We start from the raw sequence: 17,400 nt of genomic DNA, 5'->3' as shown, positions 1-17,400 counted from the left end.
GGGGCGGACTCAGGCTCAGACCCGGGGGCGGGCGCAGACCTGGAGGCGGACTCAGACCCGGGGGCGGGCGCAGACCCGGGAACGGGAACGGGCTCGGACCCGGAGGCGGGCTCGGGCTCTGCCTCAGCCTCGCGCAGGGAGAAAGGCTCGGGCTGGGAGACGGGCGCGGTGGAAGCGGGCACCGCGGACACCGCCGCGTCGTCGGACCCCAGCGGGTCCTCGGCGGCGTCCGCCCTGTCTCTCTCCACCACGTCCTGTGCTCCGATCCGGCCCCAGGCCCTACCGCCCGGAAGACCATTCTCGCCCGCTGCGCCCCCTACTCGTCACTACGCCACACACACCGCCCCAGCCGTCAGCCGTCGGCGCGTCCCACCTGCGCCGCCGCCTCGGCCTCAGCGCCGGGCCGGTCGACCAGCTCCACCTGGTCCACGGCGTTGCACCAGCGGCAGCGTACGGACTCCACCGTCTCGCTGAGCACCTCACGCTCCTCCACGCGCGGTTCCCCCGCCAGGTCCAGGTGGACGAACTCGACCACGCGCGAGGAACGGGTCACGTCGAAGCGGGTCAGGTTGCCGCACTGGGTGCAGCGCCACCGGGTCCCCTCGGTGGGCAGGGGGACAGACATGGGTGGTCCTCTCGGCTCGGGGCACCGGGTCCGGCATCGGGCTCTGGAGCCCGGAGCCGCCCGGAGCAGCGCGGTTCTCGGCTACGCCTACCCCAGAACCCTATGGCCTCGCTGATATCCCGGGACACCGTCCCCATCCGTCCCAGCTCCGCAGTGTCAGATTTGTCCCGCCAAGGAATGCTTGGTAGATGGTGACCCTGGTTCGTGACGATAAGCCAGATCCGTACGTCTCGCTGCCATACGTCCCCGTGGTGACCTTCACGCTGATCGCCGCGTGCGTGGTGGTCTTCCTGGTCGGCCCGGTGTCCGGCCTCGACCCGCTGTACGGCACCGGGGCCGGACGCGCCTGCGCGGAACTGACGTACTACCAGCACTGGGGCGTGATTCCGAGCGAACTGCTGGACAACCAGCCGCTGCGGTCCTTCCGGACCGCCGGCTGCCCCGCGCCCGCCCACTTCCCCAAGGTCCCGGCGCTGTCCGTGCTCACGGCGATGTTCGTGCACGGCGGCTGGCTGCACCTGTTCGGCAACATGCTCTTCCTCTATGTCTTCGGCGCGATGGTCGAGGAGCGCATGGGACGGTTGCCGTTCCTGCTCAGCTACGTCGCCCTCGGCTACTTCGCGACCTACGGCTACGCGCTGTTCGAGGCCCATGCCAACAGCGCGGGCCAGACCCTGGTGGGGGCGTCGGGCGCGATCGCAGGCGTGTTGGGCGCGTACCTGCGGCTGTACCCGCGGGCGCGGGTGACCAGCCTGCTCCCCTTCCTGCTGTTCCTCCCGCTGCGCTTCCCCGCGTGGCTGGTGCTGGGGGTGTGGTTCGCCATCCAGTGGAGGTCGGTGCACGCCGCCTCGGCCGCCGTCACCGGCGTGGCGTACGTGGCCCATCTCATCGGCTTCCTCGGCGGCTTCCTCTTCGCCTGGCTGCTCTACTGCCGCAGGCGCGGATACTCTGGCCGCAACAGTGCCGCTGTCCTTCCAGGAGACCTCCCTTGATCACCGCGATCGTGCTCATCAAGACCAACGTCGACCGGATCCCCGAGATCGCCGAGACGATCGCGGCCCTGGACGGCGTCAGCGAGGTGTACTCCGTCTCCGGCGCCTTCGACCTGGTGGCGATGATCCGCGTGCGCGCCCACGACGACCTGGCCGACGTCATCCCCGGCCAGGTCAACAAGGTGCCCGGGGTGGAGCACACGGAGACGCACATCGCGTTCCGCACCTACTCCAAGGTCGACCTGGACGCCGCCTTCGCCCTCGGCCTGGACGAGTAGGACCCGTCGCTCGGAGGCCTGGACCGACCGGTCTCAGCCGGTCCGGCGGGTGTCCGGCACGCAGCGGCCGCCCTCGGTACGGTAGGCCCACTGCGCGCCCTCGGTGACAAGCTCCCGCACGGCCGCGACGAAGCGGTCCACGTGCTCCTCCGGGGTGCCGGCGCCGAAACTGACCCGGATGGCGTTGAGGCTCCGCTCCCCCGGCAGCGACGCCTCCGGCGCCCCGCACTCGGACGGCGTCGTCTCCTGGCCGCCCAGCAGCGTGCGCACCAGCGGGTGCGCACAGAACAGGCCGTCGCGGACACCGATGCCGTACTCGGCGGACAGTGCGGCCGAGAAGTGCGAGCTGTTCCAGTCCTGGACCACGAAGGACAGCACGCCCACCCTCGGGTGGTCCTCGCCGAACAGGGTCAGCACCTTCACCTGCGGGATCTCGGCAAGCCCCGCGCGCAGCCGGTCGATCAGATACTGCTCGCGCGCGACCAACTGCTCGAACCCGGCCTCGGCCAAGGCCCGGCAGGCGGAGGCGATCGCGTAGGCGCCGATGACGTTGGGCGACCCCGCCTCGTGCCGCGAGGGACCCTGGTGCCACTCCACCGCGACCGAGCCGTCGGTCTCCCGCGCCACGGTGCGGCTCGCGCCGCCGCCGGCGAGGTACGGCTCGGCGGCGTCCAGCCAGTCGGCGCGCCCGGCGAGGACGCCCGCGCCGAAGGGCGCGTAGAGCTTGTGGCCGGAGAAAGCGACCCAGTCGACGTCCAACTCGCGGACCGACACCGGGTGGTGCGGGGCGAACTGCGCCGCGTCCAGGACGATCCGGGCGCCGTGGCGGTGGGCGGCCTCGGCCAGCTCGCGGACCGGCCAGATCTCCCCGGTGACGTTGGACGCGCCGGTGACGCACACCAGACGCGGCCCCGCCGTTCCCTCGGCCAGCGCCGACTCCAGCGCCGCGACGGCCTCCTGCGGGGAGCGCGGCGCCCGCAGGTAGGTGACAGACAGGTCCTCGCGGCGCCAGGGCAGCAGCGAGGCGTGGTGCTCGGTCTCGAAGGCGTACACCCGGGTGCCGGCCGGCAGCACGCTCGCCAGCAGGTTCAGCGAGTCGGTGGTGGCGCGGGTGAAGACGACCTGGTCGCCCTCGCGCAGGTCGAGAAACTCGGCGACGGTGACCCTGCTCTGCTCGAACAGGTCCGTCGAGAGCTGCGAGAGGTACCCGGCGCCCCGGTGCACGCTGCCGTAGTAAGGGGCGTACGCGGCGACGTCGTCCCAGACGCGCTGCAGGGCGGGGGCGCTGGCGGCGTAGTCAAGCGCGGCGTAGCTGACCTTCGCCCCGCTGACGAGGGGGACCTCGACGTCACGACCGAGAACCGCGAGCGGTCGGCACACGGAAACAGAGTTCGGGTATGCGGACATGACTACCCCTCCAGGGAGTCCAGTGGATCCCTGGCAAGGCCGCTGGCAGCCTCAGGCCGGCAGCCTCAAAAAAGGGAGGGATCCGCGCTTGCCCTGCGGCGTTGTTGCCGTAGGGCCTGGTCGTCACCCGGAAGCACCCCGCCACGGAAGGAGGGTTGCCGGACAGCAAGCCGGGGCCAATGCGCTGTCACTCGTGACCTGGGAAGGAGTATGTCAGAGGTCCGCCCCTCGGGCGAACCCCTGACCGCCATCCGAGACGCAGACGCTGACGAGGAGGGTGCTGTCAGCGCCGCGTCGCCGCAGACCAGCGGGCGAGAACCGCCTGCGCCGCACCCGAGTCGATCGACTCCGCCGTGCGCTTCATCGCCACCGCCAGCTGCTCCGCCAGCGGCGCGTCCGTCTGGTCCAGCGCGACCAGCGCCGACGCCGAGTTGAGTAGCACCGCGTCCCTGACCGGACCCTGCTCCCCCGTGAAGACCCGGCGCGCGACCTGCGCGTTGTAGGCGGCGTCGGCGCCGCGCAGCGCCTCGATGCCGACGTACTCGATGCCGACCTCGCGGGGGTCGAAGCTGGTCCGCCGCACCTCGCCGTCGCGCACCTGCCACACCGTGGAGGTGCCGGTGACGGTGAGCTCGTCGAGTCCGTCGTCGCCCCGGAACACCAGGGCCGAGGACCCGCGCCGGGCGAGCACGCCCGCGATCAGCCCGGCCATCCGGGTGTCGAAGCAGCCGACCGCGTTCGCGGTCACCCGCGCCGGGTTGGTGAGCGGGCCGAGCAGGTTGAAGAAGGTCGCGATGCCGAGATCCCGGCGGGCGGGTCCGGCGTGGCGCATCGCCGGGTGGAACACCGGCGCCGGGCAGTAGGTGATCCCGGCCTCGACCGCGACCTCGGCGACCCGCCGGGGCGACAGCTCCAGGTTGACGCCGAGCTGCTCCAGCACGTCGGTGGCCCCGCTCGCGGAGGAGGCGGCGCGGTTGCCGTGCTTGACAACCAGCGCGCCGGCGCCTGCCGCGACGACCGCCGACATGGTGGAGATGTTGACGGTCTTCGCCCGGTCGCCACCCGTGCCGACGATGTCCACGGCCCGCCCGGGCACCTCGATGACGGTGGCGTGCGCGTACATGGCGTCGACCAGGCCGACGATCTCTTCCACCGTCTCGCCCTTGGCGCGCAGCGCCACCATGAACCCGGCAACCTGGGCGAGCGTCGCCTCCCCGCTCATGATCTGGTCCATCGCCCACGCGGTCTCGCCCGCCGACAGGTCGGCACCGGAGACGAGAGCCGTGAGGACATCCGGCCAGGACCGCGCCTGCACGGGGTCGCCGCCGCCGTTCGCAGGGTTCACGCCGTTGTTCAGCGCAGCCGCCATGGCCATGGCCTCTCACTGGGTAAGTAGGGAGAGGCCAGCCTAGCGACCGGGGACGGCGCCCAGAGGGAGGATCTCAGCCGACGAGATGCGCGTGCCCGCTGCGCAGCAGCGTGCTCGCCGTCTCCGCCAGCACCGCCGGGTCGACCGGTGCGGGGACGGCAGCGTCCGCGCGGCTCCAGGCCGCGAGCCAGGAGTCCTGCGGTCGGCCGATCAGCAGCAGCACCGGCGGGCAGCCGTAGATCTCGTCCTTGAGCTGGCGGCACAGTCCCATCCCGCCGACCGGGTTCGCCTCGCCGTCCAGCACCAGCAGGTCCAGCCGCCGGGTGCCCTTCGCGTGCGCATCCAGGGCCTTGATCACCGCGGGCGCGGTCGCGCACTCCAGGTACTGGAGTTCCTCCAGGTCCGCGGCCGGCCGCCGTCCGAGCGCCAGCCGGACCTGCTCGCGCGTGTTCCGGTCGTCGCTGTAGACAAGAACGTTGAGTGCCATCGTCCGCTATCCCCCTGGGGTGTGATCGGGACCACTTCGGCGTCTGCCGCGGATGCTACTCCGGAAGCACCGGCCCTGGCACCAGGACGTACCGGTAGATCGCCAGGACGTACCCGGTAGACCGCCGCGGCGGACGCGGGGCAGCCGTCCGGCGGTTCCCGGTTCACCATTTCGGGCGACCCCCCGGCCAGTCGCGCACGGGAGTCACCCAACCGGACCCCCTGCCATCCGGGCTACCTGCGAGGTCGTCAGCCGTCCCCGGCCCGGCGGAGGGTACGTCACCACGCGGACACACCGAGGGACACCCCCCGGGGTGAAGACGGAATAAGCGACCGACATAATGTCGGTCGTGGCGACAGCAACTGCAGTAGAAACCGGGCACGCACACGGATCGGTCAACCGGCCGAACCTCACCAGCGTCGGAACCATCGTCTGGCTGGCTTCCGAGCTGATGTTCTTCGCGGCCCTCTTCGCGATGTACTTCACACTCCGTTCGGTTACCGGAACGGCGTACTGGCACGCGCACAACGATGCGCTCAACGTTCCCTTCTCGTCGGTGAACACCACCGTTCTGGTGCTCTCCTCCTTCACCTGCCAGATGGGTGTCTTCGCCGCCGAGCGCGGCGACGTGAAGAAGCTCCGGGCCTGGTTCATCGTCACCTTCATCATGGGTGCGATGTTCATCGGCGGTCAGATCTACGAGTACACGAGCCTGGTGAAGGACGACCACCTCTCCCTGTCCTCGTCCCCCTACGGCTCGGTGTTCTACCTGACCACCGGCTTCCACGGAATGCACGTGACAGGTGGTCTGATCGCCTTCCTGATGGTCCTGGGCCGTACGTACGCCGCCAAGCGGTTCACGCACGAGCAGGCCACGGCGGCGATCGTGGTCTCGTACTACTGGCACTTCGTCGACGTGGTCTGGATCGGCCTCTTCGCGACCATCTATCTGATCAAGTAGGCAGGGTCGGACCGTCCCCTCGGCAACCGCCGGGCGGTCCCAGCAGACCGACCTGACGGTCAACCAGACTCCAGACGCTCCTGATCCTCACACCGGGGTTAATCCGTGAAAAAGCTCTCCGCACGACGGCGCCACCCGCTGGCAGCGCTCGTCGTCCTACTCTTTGCGCTGGCGACAACCGGGGGGCTGTATGCCGCGTTCGCGCCCGCGAACAGCGCGCAGGCTGACAGCAGCCAGACCCTCTCGGTCGAGCAGGGCAAGAAGTTGTACGCCGTCGGCTGCTCCAGCTGTCACGGCCTGTCCGGCGAAGGCACCAAGCTCGGCCCGAGCCTGGTGGGCGTCGGCGGCGCGGCTGTGGACTTCCAGGTGGGCACCGGCCGCATGCCGGCCCAGCAGCCCGGCCCGCAGGTCCCCGGCAAGAAGGTCATCTACACCCAGGCCGAGATCGACCAGCTGGCCGACTACGTCGCCTCGCTGGGCGCGGGCCCGGCCGTGCCGACGGCCGACCAGTACGCCGCGGGTGACGTCGCCCGGGGCGGGGAGCTGTTCCGCACCAACTGCGCGCAGTGCCACAACTTCGCGGGCGCAGGCGGCGCTCTGTCCGAGGGCAAGTACGCGCCCTCGCTGGACAACGTCAGCGCGAAGCACATCTACGAGGCCATGCTGACCGGCCCGCAGAACATGCCGTCCTTCCCGGACAGCACGATGTCGCAGCAGAACAAGCAGGACATCATCGCCTACGTCGAGCACGTGAACAACCCGGCGAAGAACCCCAACTACGGCGGTCTGACCCTGGGCGCCCTCGGTCCGGTGACTGAGGGTCTCTTCGGCTGGATCTTCGCGCTGGGCGCCCTGATCGCCGTCGCGATCTGGATTGCCGCCCGCACCCCCAAGGCCAAGAAGTCATGACGAGCCAGGACAACATGTCTGAAGAACACCTGCCGGAGGCCGCTGGGTCCCACGGCGGAGCGGTCGCCGTCACCGGCGACTCCTTCGCCGACCCGGGACTGCCGCCCCACGAGCACCGCCGTACCGACATCGACGAGCGGGCCGCGGCCCGCGCGGAGCGCCAGGTCGCGCTGTGGTTCGTGCTGTCGATGCTGGCGACCGTCGGTTTCATCGCCGCCTACGTGGCGATCAAGCCCGACAAGGTCGTCTACATCTTCACGCTGGGCCACGTCAGCGCGCTGAACTTCGCGCTCGGCATGACCCTCGGCGTCTCCCTGTTCGCCATCGGCGCCGGCGCGGTCCACTGGGCCCGCACGCTGATGTCGGACGAGGAGCACATCGCCGAGCGGCACCCGATCGAGGCCTCCCCCGAGGTCCGCGAGCAGGTCTTCGCGGACTTCCGCCAGGGGGCCAAGGAGAGCACGTTCGGCCGCCGCAAGCTGATCCGCAACACGATGATCGGCGCCATGGCGATGGTCCCGCTCTCCGCGGTCGTGCTGTTCCGCGACCTGGGCCCGCTGCCGGAGAAGAAGCTCGACAACACCGCGTGGGCGGCCGGCAAGCGCCTGGTGAACATGAACACCAACGAGCCGATGAAGGCGTCGGACATCACGGTGGGCTCGCTGACCTTCGCCATGCCGGAAGGCGTGCACGAGAGCGACGCGGACTTCCAGGAGGTCATCGCCAAGGCCGCGGTCATGCTGGTCCGGATGCAGCCCGATGACATCAAGGACAAGCAGTCCGCGGACTGGGGCTACCAGGGCGTCCTCGTCTACTCGAAGATCTGCACCCACGTCGGCTGCCCGATCAGCCTCTACGAGCAGCAGACGCACCACGTCCTCTGCCCGTGCCACCAGTCGACCTTCGACCTCTCCGACGGCGGCCGCGTCATCTTCGGCCCCGCCGGGCACCCCCTGCCGCAGTTGCAGGTCTCGGTCAACGGCGAGGGCTACCTCGAGGCACTCGGCGACTTCAGCCAGCCTGTCGGCCCCGGCTTCTGGGAGCGCAGCTAATGACTACCCACGCAGTGAGCGACGACGGCCACGACGAACAGATCGGCCACAGCGAGGCCGGCGTCGAGCAGGCCCACCTCGGCGAGAAGGCCGCTGACTGGGTCGACGGCCGTCTGGGCATCTACGGGCTGGCCAAGGCCAACCTGCGGAAGATCTTCCCGGACCACTGGTCCTTCATGCTCGGCGAGATCTGCCTCTACACCTTCATCATCATCATCCTGACCGGCGTCTATCTGACGCTGTTCTTCCAGCCCAGCATGGGTGAGGTCGTCTACCACGGCACCTACACCCCGCTGAACGGCATCCGCATGTCGGAGGCCTACGAGTCCACCGTCAACATCAGCTTCGACGTCCGCGGCGGCCTGCTGATCCGTCAGATCCACCACTGGGCGGCCATCGTCTTCGTGGCGGCCATGCTCGTCCACATGATGCGCGTCTTCTTCACCGGCGCCTTCCGCAAGCCGCGCGAGATCAACTGGCTGTTCGGCTTCCTGCTGCTCTTCCTCGGCATGTTCGACGGCTTCATGGGTTACTCGCTCCCCGACGACCTGCTGTCCGGTACGGGCATCCGGTTCATGGAGGGCGCGATCCTGTCGATGCCGGTGGTCGGCACCTACATCGCGATGTTCCTGTACGGGGGTCAGTTCCCGGGCAACGACATCATTCCGCGCTTCTACACCATCCACGTGCTGCTGATCCCGGGCATCATGCTGGGCCTGCTGGTGGCCCACCTGATCCTGGTCTTCTACCACAAGCACACCCAGTTCGCGGGCCCGGGCCGGACCGAGAAGAACGTCATCGGCATGCCGCTGATGCCGGTCTACATGGCCAAGGCCGGCGGGTTCTTCTTCCTGGTGTTCGGTGTCATCGCGATGGTCTCCGCCATCGCCTCGGTCAACCCGATCTGGGAGTACGGCCCGTACCGCCCCGACCAGGTGTCCACCGACGCCCAGCCGGACTGGTACATGGGCTTCTCCGAGGGTCTGATCCGGATCATGCCGGGCTGGGAGATCCGCGCCTGGGGCCACACCCTGGAACTGGGCGTGTTCATCCCGCTGATGATCTTCGGCCTGGTGATGATCGTCATCGCGGTCTACCCCTTCCTGGAGGGCTGGATCACCGGCGACAAGCGCGAGCACCACATCCTGGACCGCCCGCGCAACGCCCCGATGCGGACCGCGTTCGGCGTGGCCTGGATCACCGAGTACATGATCCTGCTGGTGGCGGGTGGCAACGACCTGTTCGCCACGCACTTCCACCTCTCGATCGACACCATCACCTGGGTCTGCCGGATCCTCTTCTTCGTCGGCCCGGTGATCGCCTTCACGATCACCAAGCGCTGGTGCATCGGCCTCCAGCGCAACGACCGGGAGAAGGTGCTGCACGGCCGCGAGTCGGGCACCATCAAGCGCCTGCCGCACGGCGAGTTCGTCGAGGTCCACGAGCCGCTCCCGGCCGAGGCCCTGCACACGCTCACCGCGCACGAGCAGCTGCAGCCGATCGAGCTGCCCGCCGAGGTGGACGAGAACGGCGTCAAGCGCAAGGTGAAGGCCACCACCAAGCTCCGCGCGAAGCTGTCGCAGAGCTACTTCGGTGAGGCGGCGCAGATCCCCAAGCCGACCGCCGCCGAGCACGCCGAGATCACCAGCGGCCACGGCCACCACTGATCTCAGCTCCTTCCACGAAGAGGGCCCCTCCCCACGCCACGCGGGGAGGGGCCCTCTTCGTCGTCAGGCTTCGTCGTCAGGCTTCGTCGTCAGGCTTCGTCGTCAGGCTTCGTCGTCAAGGACTCCAGTCGCTCGCCGGTCCGGTGCAGGAACCGCTCCGAGCGGGCGGCGAACTCCGGGTACGGAAAGGCTTCACGCGGCCGGGCGGAGGAATCCGACGGGCGCCGGGTTCACGGCGCCGGTGCCGGCCGTGTCGACGACCTTGCCCAGCGCGCTGCCCTTCTGCCAGTCGGCCCAGGACAGGTTCCAGTCCCCGAAGCCGTTGCCGAAGGGCTCCATCCGGCCGCCGAGGCTGTTGACCACCTGCACCAGGTCCCCCCGGTGGAAGGTGTCGTAGAACCAGTGGGCGTTGCCGGTGCTCATGCCGGTGCAGCCGTGGCTGACGTTGGCGACGCCCTGCGACGCGACGGACCAGGGCGCGGCGTGGACGTACTCGCCGCTCCAGGTGACCCGGGTGTCCCAGTAGACGTCCTTGCGGTAGGCGTCCGAGCTGCCGTCGGCGATGCCGACGGTGGCCGAGTCCATCAGTACCTGGGCCTGCTGCTCGAGCACGACCTTGATGCCGTTGCGGGTGGAGAAGCCGGGCTTGCCCGTGGTCACCGCCAGCGTGTTGATGACCTGGCCGTTGCGGTAGACCGTCATGTAGTCGCTGCCGGCGTCAGTGACCGCGAGGAGCCTGTCGCCGGTACGGAAGGAGATCCGGCTCGGTGCACCGCCGTACACGTCCCCGGCGACCTGGCGGCCCTGGATGTCGAACGCGGCGCTGACGCCGGCGTGAGTCGGCCAGTAGCCCTGCGGGCGGAAGTGCAGCATGCGGTCGTTCACCCAGTACCAGCCGCCGCGCACCGAGGGCGTGGAGTTGACGGTCAGTCCGCGCTCCACGATCTGCCGCGCCGCGCGGTCGTGGACCGGCTGGCTGAGCGCCACCGTGATCGGCTCGCCGACCCCGTACACGGCCTTGTCGCCCGGGGTGAGCTGCGCCGTCAGCGACTTGGGCGCGGGCCGGGTGGCGAACTCCTGGACGGTGCTCCCGCGCCCTCCTTCGCCGTCGTCGGCGCTGACCCGCACGGTGTACTGCCGGCCGGCCCCCAGCGGGCCGCTGGAGCGCCAGCTGCGGCCGTCGGCGGCGACGGTCCCGGGTACGTGACGGCCGTCGGCGGACACGACCGTCACATCGGTGAGCCGTCCGCGCAGCGCGTCGACCACGATCGCCGCGCCGGGATCCGCCGCCGCCTTCCCCCCGGGGCTGACGCTGACCAGCGACGCCGCGTCCACGGACGTCTGCCCGCCGCAGCCGCACAACCCCAGCGCCCCCGCGACCAGCGCCGCCGACGTCAGAATCCAAGCCCTCATCCGCTGTCCTTCCAAGGCGACGCCGCCGAGTACCGACGTACCGCCACATCCTAGAAAGAACCGGCATAACGTACATTCCGGAACACTCGGAAGAGTGAACAGCAGAAGGGCCGGACTCCGTTCAGAACGGAGTCCGGCCCTCGCTGCGCGTCAGATCGCCGCGCATCAGATCACTGCGTCTGGTTCTCGCCCCGGTAGTACTCAAACACCCAACCGAAGAGGCCGATCAGGATGATCGGGATCGAGAAGTAGAGCAGCCACCAGCCGAAGATGACGCCCATGAACGCCATCGCGCCACCGATGCCCAGGGACAGCGGCTGCCAGCTGTGCGGGCTGAAGAAGCCCATCACACCGGCGTCGTCGGAGACCTCGGCCTGCGGGTTGTCGCCCGCGCCGGTGTCCACCCGCCTCGCGGTGAACAGCAGGTAGAAGGCGATGAACCCGCCCAGCGCAAAGGCCATGAACAGCGCGGTGGTGCCGGTCGGGTCCTTCGACCAGACGCCGTACCAGATCGCGATGCCGAGGACGAAGACGGCGAAACCAGCGAAGATCTTGCCCTGTTCCCTCATCGGTCACCCTCCTCCTTCTTGAGCTCGGTGGTCCGGGCCTCCAGGGCCGCGGTCAGGTGCGAGGGCACCTCGCCGTGGTTCTCCAGGTAGTCCTGCGCGGCGATCTCCGGGTGGTGCAGGTCGAACGCCGGGGATTCCGAGCGGATCCGCGGCAGCGTCAGGAAGTTGTGACGCGGCGGCGGGCAGGAGGTCGCCCACTCCAGCGAGCGGCCGTAGCCCCACGGGTCGTCGACGTCGACCTTCTCGCCGTACTTCGCGGTCTTCCACACGTTGTAGAAGAAGGGAATCATCGAGGCGCCCAGGATGAACGAGCCGATGGTGGAGATCAGGTTCAGCGTGGTGAAGCCGTCGGTCGGCAGGTACGTCGCGTAGCGACGCGGCATGCCCTCGGCGCCGAGCCAGTGCTGCACCAGGAAGGTGGTGTGGAAGCCGACGAACAGCATCCAGAAGGTGATCTTGCCCAGGCGCTCGTCCAGCATCTTGCCGGTCATCTTGGGCCACCAGAAGTGGAAGCCCGCGAACATCGCGAAGACGACCGTGCCGAACACCACGTAGTGGAAGTGCGCCACCACGAAGTAGGAGTCCGAGACGTGGAAGTCGATCGGCGGGGAGGCGAGCAGAACGCCCGTCAGGCCGCCGAACAGGAAGGTCACCAGGAAGCCGACGCTCCACAGCATGGGTGTCTCGAAGCTCAGCGAGCCCCGCCACATGGTGCCGATCCAGTTGAAGAACTTCACGCCGGTGGGTACGGCGATGAGGAACGTCATGAAGGAGAAGAACGGCAGCAGGACCGCGCCGGTGACGTACATGTGGTGGGCCCACACGGTCACCGAGAGGCCCGCGATGGCGATGGTCGCCGCGATCAGGCTCTGGTAGCCGAACATCGGCTTCCGCGAGAAGACCGGAATGACCTCCGAGATGATGCCGAAGAACGGCAGCGCGATGATGTACACCTCTGGGTGGCCAAAAAACCAGAAGAGGTGCTGCCAGAGGATCGGCCCGCCGTTGGCCGGGTCGAAGACGTGCGCCCCGAACTTCCGGTCCGCCTCCAGCGCCAGCAGGGCCGCCGCGAGCACGGGGAACGCGAGCAGCACCAGGACGGCGGTGAGCAGCACGTTCCAGCAGAAGATCGGCATCCGGAACATGGTCATGCCTGGGGCACGCATGCAGAGGATGGTGGTGATGAAGTTGACCGAGCCGAGGATCGTGCCGAAACCGGACAGCGCCAGACCCATGATCCACATGTCAGCGCCGACGCTCGGCGAGTGGATCGCGTCCGACAGCGGCGAGTAGGCGAACCAGCCGAAGTCGGCCGCGCCCTGCGGGGTGAGGAAGCCGCCCACGGCGATCAGCGAGCCGAAGAGGTACAGCCAGTACGCGAACATGTTCAGCCGCGGGAACGCCACGTCGGGCGCGCCGATCTGCAGCGGCATGATCCAGTTCGTGAAGCCGGCGAAGAGCGGGGTGGCGAACATCAGCAGCATGATCGTGCCATGCATGGTGAACGCCTGGTTGAACTGCTCGTTCGTCAGCACGCCGCCGTCGGGCTGGGCGAGCTGGGCGCGCATCGTCAGCGCCAGGATTCCACCGACGATGAAGAACGCGAACGACGTCACCAGGTAGAGGGTGCCGATCGTCTTGTGGTCGGTGGTGGTCATCCACTTGATGACCTGGGTCCCGGACTTGCGCTCGAGGGCGCTCTTCCGGACCACGGCGGGAGCGCCGCCGCTCAGCCCCTGGGGTTCGTTGAGGATCGTCATTGTGAGTTGTTCACTCCCGTGGTCGTGATGCCCGCGGGCACAAAACCGGTCTGGCCCTTCGCGCGCAGACTGGCGAGGTGGGCTTGGTACTCCGCCGGGGTGACCACGGTGACGTTGAACAGCATCTGGGAGTGGTCGACGCCGCAGAGCTCCGTGCACTTGCCACGGAAGGTGCCCAGGGCGGTGGGCGTCACCTCGAACCTGTTCACGACACCCGGGATGACGTCCATCTTCATCAGGAAGTCGACCGGCCAGAAGCCGTGGATCACGTCGCGCGAGGTCAACTGGAACTCGACCGTCTCGCCCTGGGGCAGCCACAGCGTGGGCGGCTGGCCGGGGCTGCCGACGTCGTAGGCGCCGCTCTGGTCTCCGGCGGTGTCCGCCTGGTTCTTCTTGTCGACCTGGTGTTCGTAGTTGAAGGCCCAGCTCCACTGGAACCCGACAACATTGATCACGTGCTGCGGCTTGTCGATCTTCAGCAGGTAGTTCTCGTCACGCGCGGTGTAGAAGAAGAACACCGACACCATGATCAGCGGAACGACCGTGAAGAGTGCCTCGACCGGCATGTTGTAGCGGAACTGCGGCGGCACCTCGATCTTGGAGCGGCTGCGCCGGTGGAAGTACACGCTCCACAGGATCAGTCCCCAGACGAGGGCGCCGACCGCCAGCGCCGCGATCCATGAGCTCTGCCAGATGAAGAGGACGGTCTTGCCCTGCTCGTCACGAGGAACAGGCATACCGAGCCGGGGCAGTTGCGAGGACGAGCAGCCGGTGGCGGTGGCAAGGACGAGGCCCAGCGTCAGCGCAGAGAGCAGCTTCCGCCGCATCGAGCGCCGCGGCGAGCGGTCGGAGCCGTTGGGACTCACGTAGCGCCTTCCCGAAGTCTCGCCCGCTCACGCGCCACTCGGGTGTCTGTGGTCCCGGTGGCCCGGTCAGCGGGCAGGGTTTGGATGTTTATGCGGGCCAAACCCTACTCCAGGCGTATCGGAGCTTCGCGGGCAGGTCCGGCTAACGCGCCGAACTGGCCCCCGGATGGCCCCCGAACGGGTGGAATCCCTGGTCAGACGGGCACTTCGCACTCCCGTGGACCATCCCGGCGACGCACCGGAACCACCCGGCTGACACACCATAAGGCACCCAAAGGATCACCCCGTCGACGGCCCCCTGACGACTCGACAGCCTCCCGGTGGCTACCGTGGTGGGGTGCCGTACTTCGACGTAGCCTCCACGGCCCCGCTGCACCCGCTCGCCCGGCAGGCGCTGCTCTCGGCGCTGGACGAGGGCTGGGCCGACCCGGCCCGGCTCTACCGGGACGCACGGCAGGCGCGGATGCTGCTGGACGCGGCCAGGGAGACCGTCGCCGCCGAGCTGGGCGCGCGGCCCGACGAAGTGTCGTTCACCACGTCGGGCACCCAGGCCAACCAGCTCGCGGTACTGGGAGCGCTCGCCGGGAATCACCGGAAAGGGCGTCATCTCGCACACTCCGCCGTAGAACACTCGTCCGTGCTGCACGCGGCGGAACAGCACGAGGCGTCAGGGGGCGGCGTCAGCGCCGTGCCTGTGGACCGCCTCGGACGGGTCTCGGCTCCGGACTTCGCCGCCGCGCTGCGCGCCGACACCGCGCTGGCCTGCCTGCAGTCGGCCAACCACGAGGTGGGGACGCTGCAGCCGGTCGCCGAGGTCGGCACGCTGTGCGCGGAGGCGGGGGTGCCGCTGCTGGTCGACGCCGCGCAGTCGGCCGGGCGGCTGGACCTGCCGGAGGGCTGGTCGCTGCTGACGGCCTCCGCGCACAAGTGGGGCGGACCGGCGGGGGTCGGCGTGCTCGCCGTGCGCAAGGGCGTCCGCTACCGCTCGCCGCTGCCGGCCGACGACCGCGAGGGCGGGCGGGTGCCCGGGTACGTCAACGTACCGGGGGCCATCGCCGCGGCGGTCGCGCTGCGGGCCGTCCGGCAGGAGGCGAAGCGGCTCAACCCGGTGCTGAGCGCCCGGATCGCCCGGCTCCGGGACCAACTGCCGGGCCTGGTCCCCGACCTGACCGTCCTCGGTGACCCGGACCGACGGCTGCCGCACCTGCTGACCTTCTCCTGCCTGTACGTGGACGGGGAGGCGCTGCTCGGCGAGCTGGACCGGGCGGGTTTCGCGGTCTCCTCCGGCTCCTCCTGCACGTCCAGCACGCTGACGCCCAGCCATGTGCTGGCGGCGATGGGCGTGCTCACCGAGGGCAACATCCGAGTGTCACTGCCGCCGGACTGCACGGACGCCGACATCGACGGGTTCCTGGAGGTGCTGCCGGCGGCCGTCGCCGCCGTGCGCTCGCACCTGGACGCACCGTCCGCGGGGCCGGTCAAGCAGGGCACGCTGGTGCTGGACACATTGGGCCGCCGCTGTCCGATCCCGGTCATCGAGCTGGCCAAGCACTTCGGCGAGGTCCCCGTCGGCGGGTTGGTCGTGGTCCTCTCCGACGACGAGGCGGCCCGCCTCGACATCCCCGCCTGGTGCGAGATGCGGGAGCAGGAGTACGCGGGCGAGGCCGCCGCCGCCGAATACTCGGCGGGCGCCGACCGCCCCGGCCGCGCCTACCTGGTCCGCCGCCTCAGCTGAACGCCCGTCCCGGGGAGCAACCCCCGGACGCCCGGCAGCACCCCACCGCCGTCACGCGAGGTGGTCACGCACCTCCCCCGCCGCCTCCTCGCCGTAAGCCACGGCACTGTGCCAGCCCGGGGAGCAACCCCCGGACCCCCGGCAGCAGCACGCCCCCGTCACGCGAGGTGGTCACGCACCTCCCCCGCCGCCTCCTCGCCACAAGCCACGGCACTGTGCCAGCCCGGGGAGCAACCCCCGGACCCCCGGCAGCACCCCGCCCCCGTCACGCGAGGTGGTCACGCACCTCCGCCGCCGCCTCCTCGCCGTAAGCCACGGCGAAGCGCTCCACGAAGTGGCCGCGACGCAGCTCGTACTCCTGGGTGCCGACGGTCTCGATCACCAGCGTCGCGAGCATGGAGCCGATCTGGGCGCAGCGCTCCAGCCCCAGGCCCCAGGTCAGGCCGGCCAGGAAGCCGGCTCGGAACGCGTCGCCGACACCGGTCGGGTCCGCCTTCACGTTCTCCGCCGGGCAGCCGACGACGATCGGCGGCTCGCCCTTGCGGTCGATCCGCGCGCCCTTCGCGCCCAGTGTGGTGACCCAGACGCCGACCCGGTCCAGGATCTCGTCCTCGGACCAGCCGGTCTTGCTCTCGATCAGTGCCTTCTCGTACTCGTTGGAGAACAGGTACGCCGCACCGTCGACCAGTGCCCGGATGTCCTCGCCGTCCAGGCGGGCCAGCTGCTGCGAGGGGTCCGCGGCGAAGGCGTAACCGCGGGTGCGGCACTCCTGGGTGTGCCGCACCATCGCCTCGGGGTCGTCCGCGCCGATCAGCACCAGGTCCAGGCCGCCCGCCCGCTCCGCGATGGGCCGCAGCTCGATGTTGCGGGCCTCGCTCATCGCACCCGTGTAGAAGGACGCGATCTGGTTGTGGTCGGTGTCGGTGGTGCACACGAAGCGGGCGGTGTGCCGGGTCTCCGAGATCCGCACCGCACTGGTGTCCACGTGGTGCCGGTCCAGCCAGGACCGGTACTCGGCGAAGTCGGCCCCGGCCGCGCCGACCAGGATCGGCCGGAGACCGAGCAGGCCCATGCCGAAGCAGATGTTCGGGCCCACCCCGCCGCGACGCACGTCCAGGGTGTCCACCAGGAAGGACAGCGACACGGTGTGCAGCTGATCCGCCATGAACTGCTCCGCGAAGCGACCCGGGAAGGTCATGAGGTGGTCGGTGGCGATCGATCCGGTGACAGCGATGCGCACGGGAAGGGCTCCTCGGAAGGGGGCAGGACTGAGAGGTAACGGCCCTACCATACCGGCCGCTCACGTCTGG

The 17,400-nt window shown here is 69.5% G+C and carries 16 protein-coding genes and 1 riboswitch; of the genes, 7 read left to right on the top strand and 9 right to left on the bottom strand.

Translation table 11 applies throughout. The features are described 5' to 3' along the window. Positions 1-352: 352 nt before the first annotated feature. Entirely contained in the window at positions 353-625 is a 273-nt protein-coding gene (locus ABIA33_RS08410; RefSeq protein WP_370078819.1) for a hypothetical protein, read from the bottom strand. A 188-nt stretch (positions 626-813) separates the two neighbouring features. On the opposite strand from ABIA33_RS08410, the gene ABIA33_RS08405 reads away from it, so the two are divergent. Then, on the top strand, positions 814-1,617 hold the full coding sequence (locus tag ABIA33_RS08405) for a rhomboid family intramembrane serine protease (RefSeq protein ID WP_370078817.1): 804 nt from the start codon (positions 814-816) through the stop codon (positions 1,615-1,617). After that, positions 1,614-1,895, top strand: coding sequence for an Lrp/AsnC family transcriptional regulator (locus ABIA33_RS08400; protein WP_370078815.1), 282 nt, complete (start codon positions 1,614-1,616; stop codon positions 1,893-1,895). Before ABIA33_RS08405 ends, ABIA33_RS08400 begins: the two co-directional genes overlap by 4 nt. Before the next feature lie 33 nt (positions 1,896-1,928). Here ABIA33_RS08400 and ABIA33_RS08395 read toward each other — a convergent pair whose 3' ends face one another. The 3 genes from ABIA33_RS08395 to ABIA33_RS08385 form a co-directional block, all read right to left on the bottom strand. Beyond that, positions 1,929-3,302, bottom strand: a complete 1,374-nt coding sequence (locus ABIA33_RS08395) for an aminotransferase class V-fold PLP-dependent enzyme (RefSeq protein ID WP_370078813.1) — start codon at positions 3,300-3,302, stop codon at positions 1,929-1,931. Positions 3,303-3,381: 79 nt separating this feature from the next. Further along, positions 3,382-3,501: riboswitch (SAM riboswitch) on the bottom strand. 84 nt (positions 3,502-3,585) lie between these two features. Further along, positions 3,586-4,677, bottom strand: coding sequence for an anthranilate phosphoribosyltransferase (trpD, locus tag ABIA33_RS08390; RefSeq protein ID WP_370078811.1), 1,092 nt, complete (start codon positions 4,675-4,677; stop codon positions 3,586-3,588). A gap of 67 nt (positions 4,678-4,744) precedes the next feature. Then, positions 4,745-5,158 (bottom strand): hypothetical protein, encoded by a 414-nt coding sequence (locus ABIA33_RS08385; protein ID WP_370078809.1) that lies wholly within the window; start codon positions 5,156-5,158, stop codon positions 4,745-4,747. Positions 5,159-5,498: 340 nt separating this feature from the next. On the opposite strand from ABIA33_RS08385, the gene ABIA33_RS08380 reads away from it, so the two are divergent. From ABIA33_RS08380 to ABIA33_RS08365, 4 genes are all read left to right on the top strand, one after another. Beyond that, entirely contained in the window at positions 5,499-6,119 is a 621-nt protein-coding gene (locus tag ABIA33_RS08380; RefSeq protein ID WP_370078807.1) for a heme-copper oxidase subunit III, read from the top strand. A gap of 105 nt (positions 6,120-6,224) precedes the next feature. Continuing rightward, on the top strand, positions 6,225-7,028 hold the full coding sequence (locus ABIA33_RS08375) for a c-type cytochrome (protein ID WP_370078805.1): 804 nt from the start codon (positions 6,225-6,227) through the stop codon (positions 7,026-7,028). Then, positions 7,025-8,080, top strand: a complete 1,056-nt coding sequence (locus tag ABIA33_RS08370; RefSeq protein WP_370078803.1) for a Rieske 2Fe-2S domain-containing protein — start codon at positions 7,025-7,027, stop codon at positions 8,078-8,080. Before ABIA33_RS08375 ends, ABIA33_RS08370 begins: the two co-directional genes overlap by 4 nt. Beyond that, the gene (locus ABIA33_RS08365) at positions 8,080-9,747 is read left to right on the top strand and encodes a cytochrome bc complex cytochrome b subunit (protein WP_370078801.1); all 1,668 of its coding nucleotides are present in this window, start codon (positions 8,080-8,082) and stop codon (positions 9,745-9,747) included. Before ABIA33_RS08370 ends, ABIA33_RS08365 begins: the two co-directional genes overlap by 1 nt. A gap of 192 nt (positions 9,748-9,939) precedes the next feature. On the opposite strand, the gene ABIA33_RS08360 is transcribed toward ABIA33_RS08365, so the two are convergent. The 4 genes from ABIA33_RS08360 to ABIA33_RS08345 all read right to left on the bottom strand — a co-directional run bounded on the left by ABIA33_RS08360 (position 9,940) and on the right by ABIA33_RS08345 (position 14,355). Then, the gene (locus ABIA33_RS08360; RefSeq protein ID WP_370078799.1) at positions 9,940-11,160 is read right to left on the bottom strand and encodes an Ig-like domain-containing protein; all 1,221 of its coding nucleotides are present in this window, start codon (positions 11,158-11,160) and stop codon (positions 9,940-9,942) included. A 170-nt stretch (positions 11,161-11,330) separates the two neighbouring features. After that, positions 11,331-11,729, bottom strand: a complete 399-nt coding sequence (locus ABIA33_RS08355) for a cytochrome c oxidase subunit 4 (RefSeq protein WP_370078797.1) — start codon at positions 11,727-11,729, stop codon at positions 11,331-11,333. Then, complete coding sequence (ctaD, locus tag ABIA33_RS08350) at positions 11,726-13,489, bottom strand: cytochrome c oxidase subunit I (RefSeq protein WP_370078795.1); 1,764 nt, start codon at positions 13,487-13,489, stop codon at positions 11,726-11,728. The genes ABIA33_RS08355 and ctaD overlap by 4 nt, the downstream gene beginning before the upstream one ends. Beyond that, positions 13,486-14,355 (bottom strand): cytochrome c oxidase subunit II, encoded by an 870-nt coding sequence (locus ABIA33_RS08345; RefSeq protein WP_370078793.1) that lies wholly within the window; start codon positions 14,353-14,355, stop codon positions 13,486-13,488. Before ABIA33_RS08345 ends, ctaD begins: the two co-directional genes overlap by 4 nt. Positions 14,356-14,692: 337 nt before the next feature. Here ABIA33_RS08345 and ABIA33_RS08340 point away from each other — a divergent pair, with 337 nt between their 5' ends. Next, positions 14,693-16,090 carry an aminotransferase class V-fold PLP-dependent enzyme gene (locus tag ABIA33_RS08340; protein WP_370078791.1) on the top strand — a complete coding sequence of 466 codons (1,398 nt, stop codon included), beginning with the start codon at positions 14,693-14,695 and terminating at the stop codon, positions 16,088-16,090. A 265-nt stretch (positions 16,091-16,355) separates the two neighbouring features. Here ABIA33_RS08340 and ABIA33_RS08335 read toward each other — a convergent pair whose 3' ends face one another. Beyond that, the gene (locus tag ABIA33_RS08335; RefSeq protein ID WP_370078789.1) at positions 16,356-17,330 is read right to left on the bottom strand and encodes a carbohydrate kinase family protein; all 975 of its coding nucleotides are present in this window, start codon (positions 17,328-17,330) and stop codon (positions 16,356-16,358) included. Between the last annotated feature and the right edge of the window lie 70 nt (positions 17,331-17,400).

It is taken from the genome of Streptacidiphilus sp. MAP12-16 (assembly GCF_041262165.1).
Taxonomy (GTDB): Bacteria; Actinomycetota; Actinomycetes; order Streptomycetales; family Streptomycetaceae; genus Streptacidiphilus.
The sequence above is the reverse complement of the archived record's forward strand: the minus strand, read 5'-3'. Positions and strand labels throughout refer to the sequence as shown.

Bases quoted from the DNA above. Each gene is read 5' to 3' on its own strand.
- ABIA33_RS08405 (WP_370078817.1), top strand. From the start codon at position 814: ATGGTGACCCTGGTTCGTGACGATAAGCCAGATCCGTACGTCTCGCTG.
- ABIA33_RS08370 (WP_370078803.1), top strand. From the start codon at position 7,025: ATGACGAGCCAGGACAACATGTCTGAAGAACACCTGCCGGAGGCCGCT.
- ABIA33_RS08385 (WP_370078809.1), bottom strand. From the start codon at position 5,158: ATGGCACTCAACGTTCTTGTCTACAGCGACGACCGGAACACGCGCGAG.
- trpD (WP_370078811.1), bottom strand. From the start codon at position 4,677: ATGGCCATGGCGGCTGCGCTGAACAACGGCGTGAACCCTGCGAACGGC.
- ABIA33_RS08380 (WP_370078807.1), top strand. From the start codon at position 5,499: ATGTCGGTCGTGGCGACAGCAACTGCAGTAGAAACCGGGCACGCACAC.
- ctaD (WP_370078795.1), bottom strand. From the start codon at position 13,489: ATGACGATCCTCAACGAACCCCAGGGGCTGAGCGGCGGCGCTCCCGCC.
- ABIA33_RS08410 (WP_370078819.1), bottom strand. From the start codon at position 625: ATGTCTGTCCCCCTGCCCACCGAGGGGACCCGGTGGCGCTGCACCCAG.
- ABIA33_RS08355 (WP_370078797.1), bottom strand. From the start codon at position 11,729: ATGAGGGAACAGGGCAAGATCTTCGCTGGTTTCGCCGTCTTCGTCCTC.
- ABIA33_RS08365 (WP_370078801.1), top strand. From the start codon at position 8,080: ATGACTACCCACGCAGTGAGCGACGACGGCCACGACGAACAGATCGGC.
- ABIA33_RS08395 (WP_370078813.1), bottom strand. From the start codon at position 3,302: ATGTCCGCATACCCGAACTCTGTTTCCGTGTGCCGACCGCTCGCGGTT.
- ABIA33_RS08360 (WP_370078799.1), bottom strand. From the start codon at position 11,160: ATGAGGGCTTGGATTCTGACGTCGGCGGCGCTGGTCGCGGGGGCGCTG.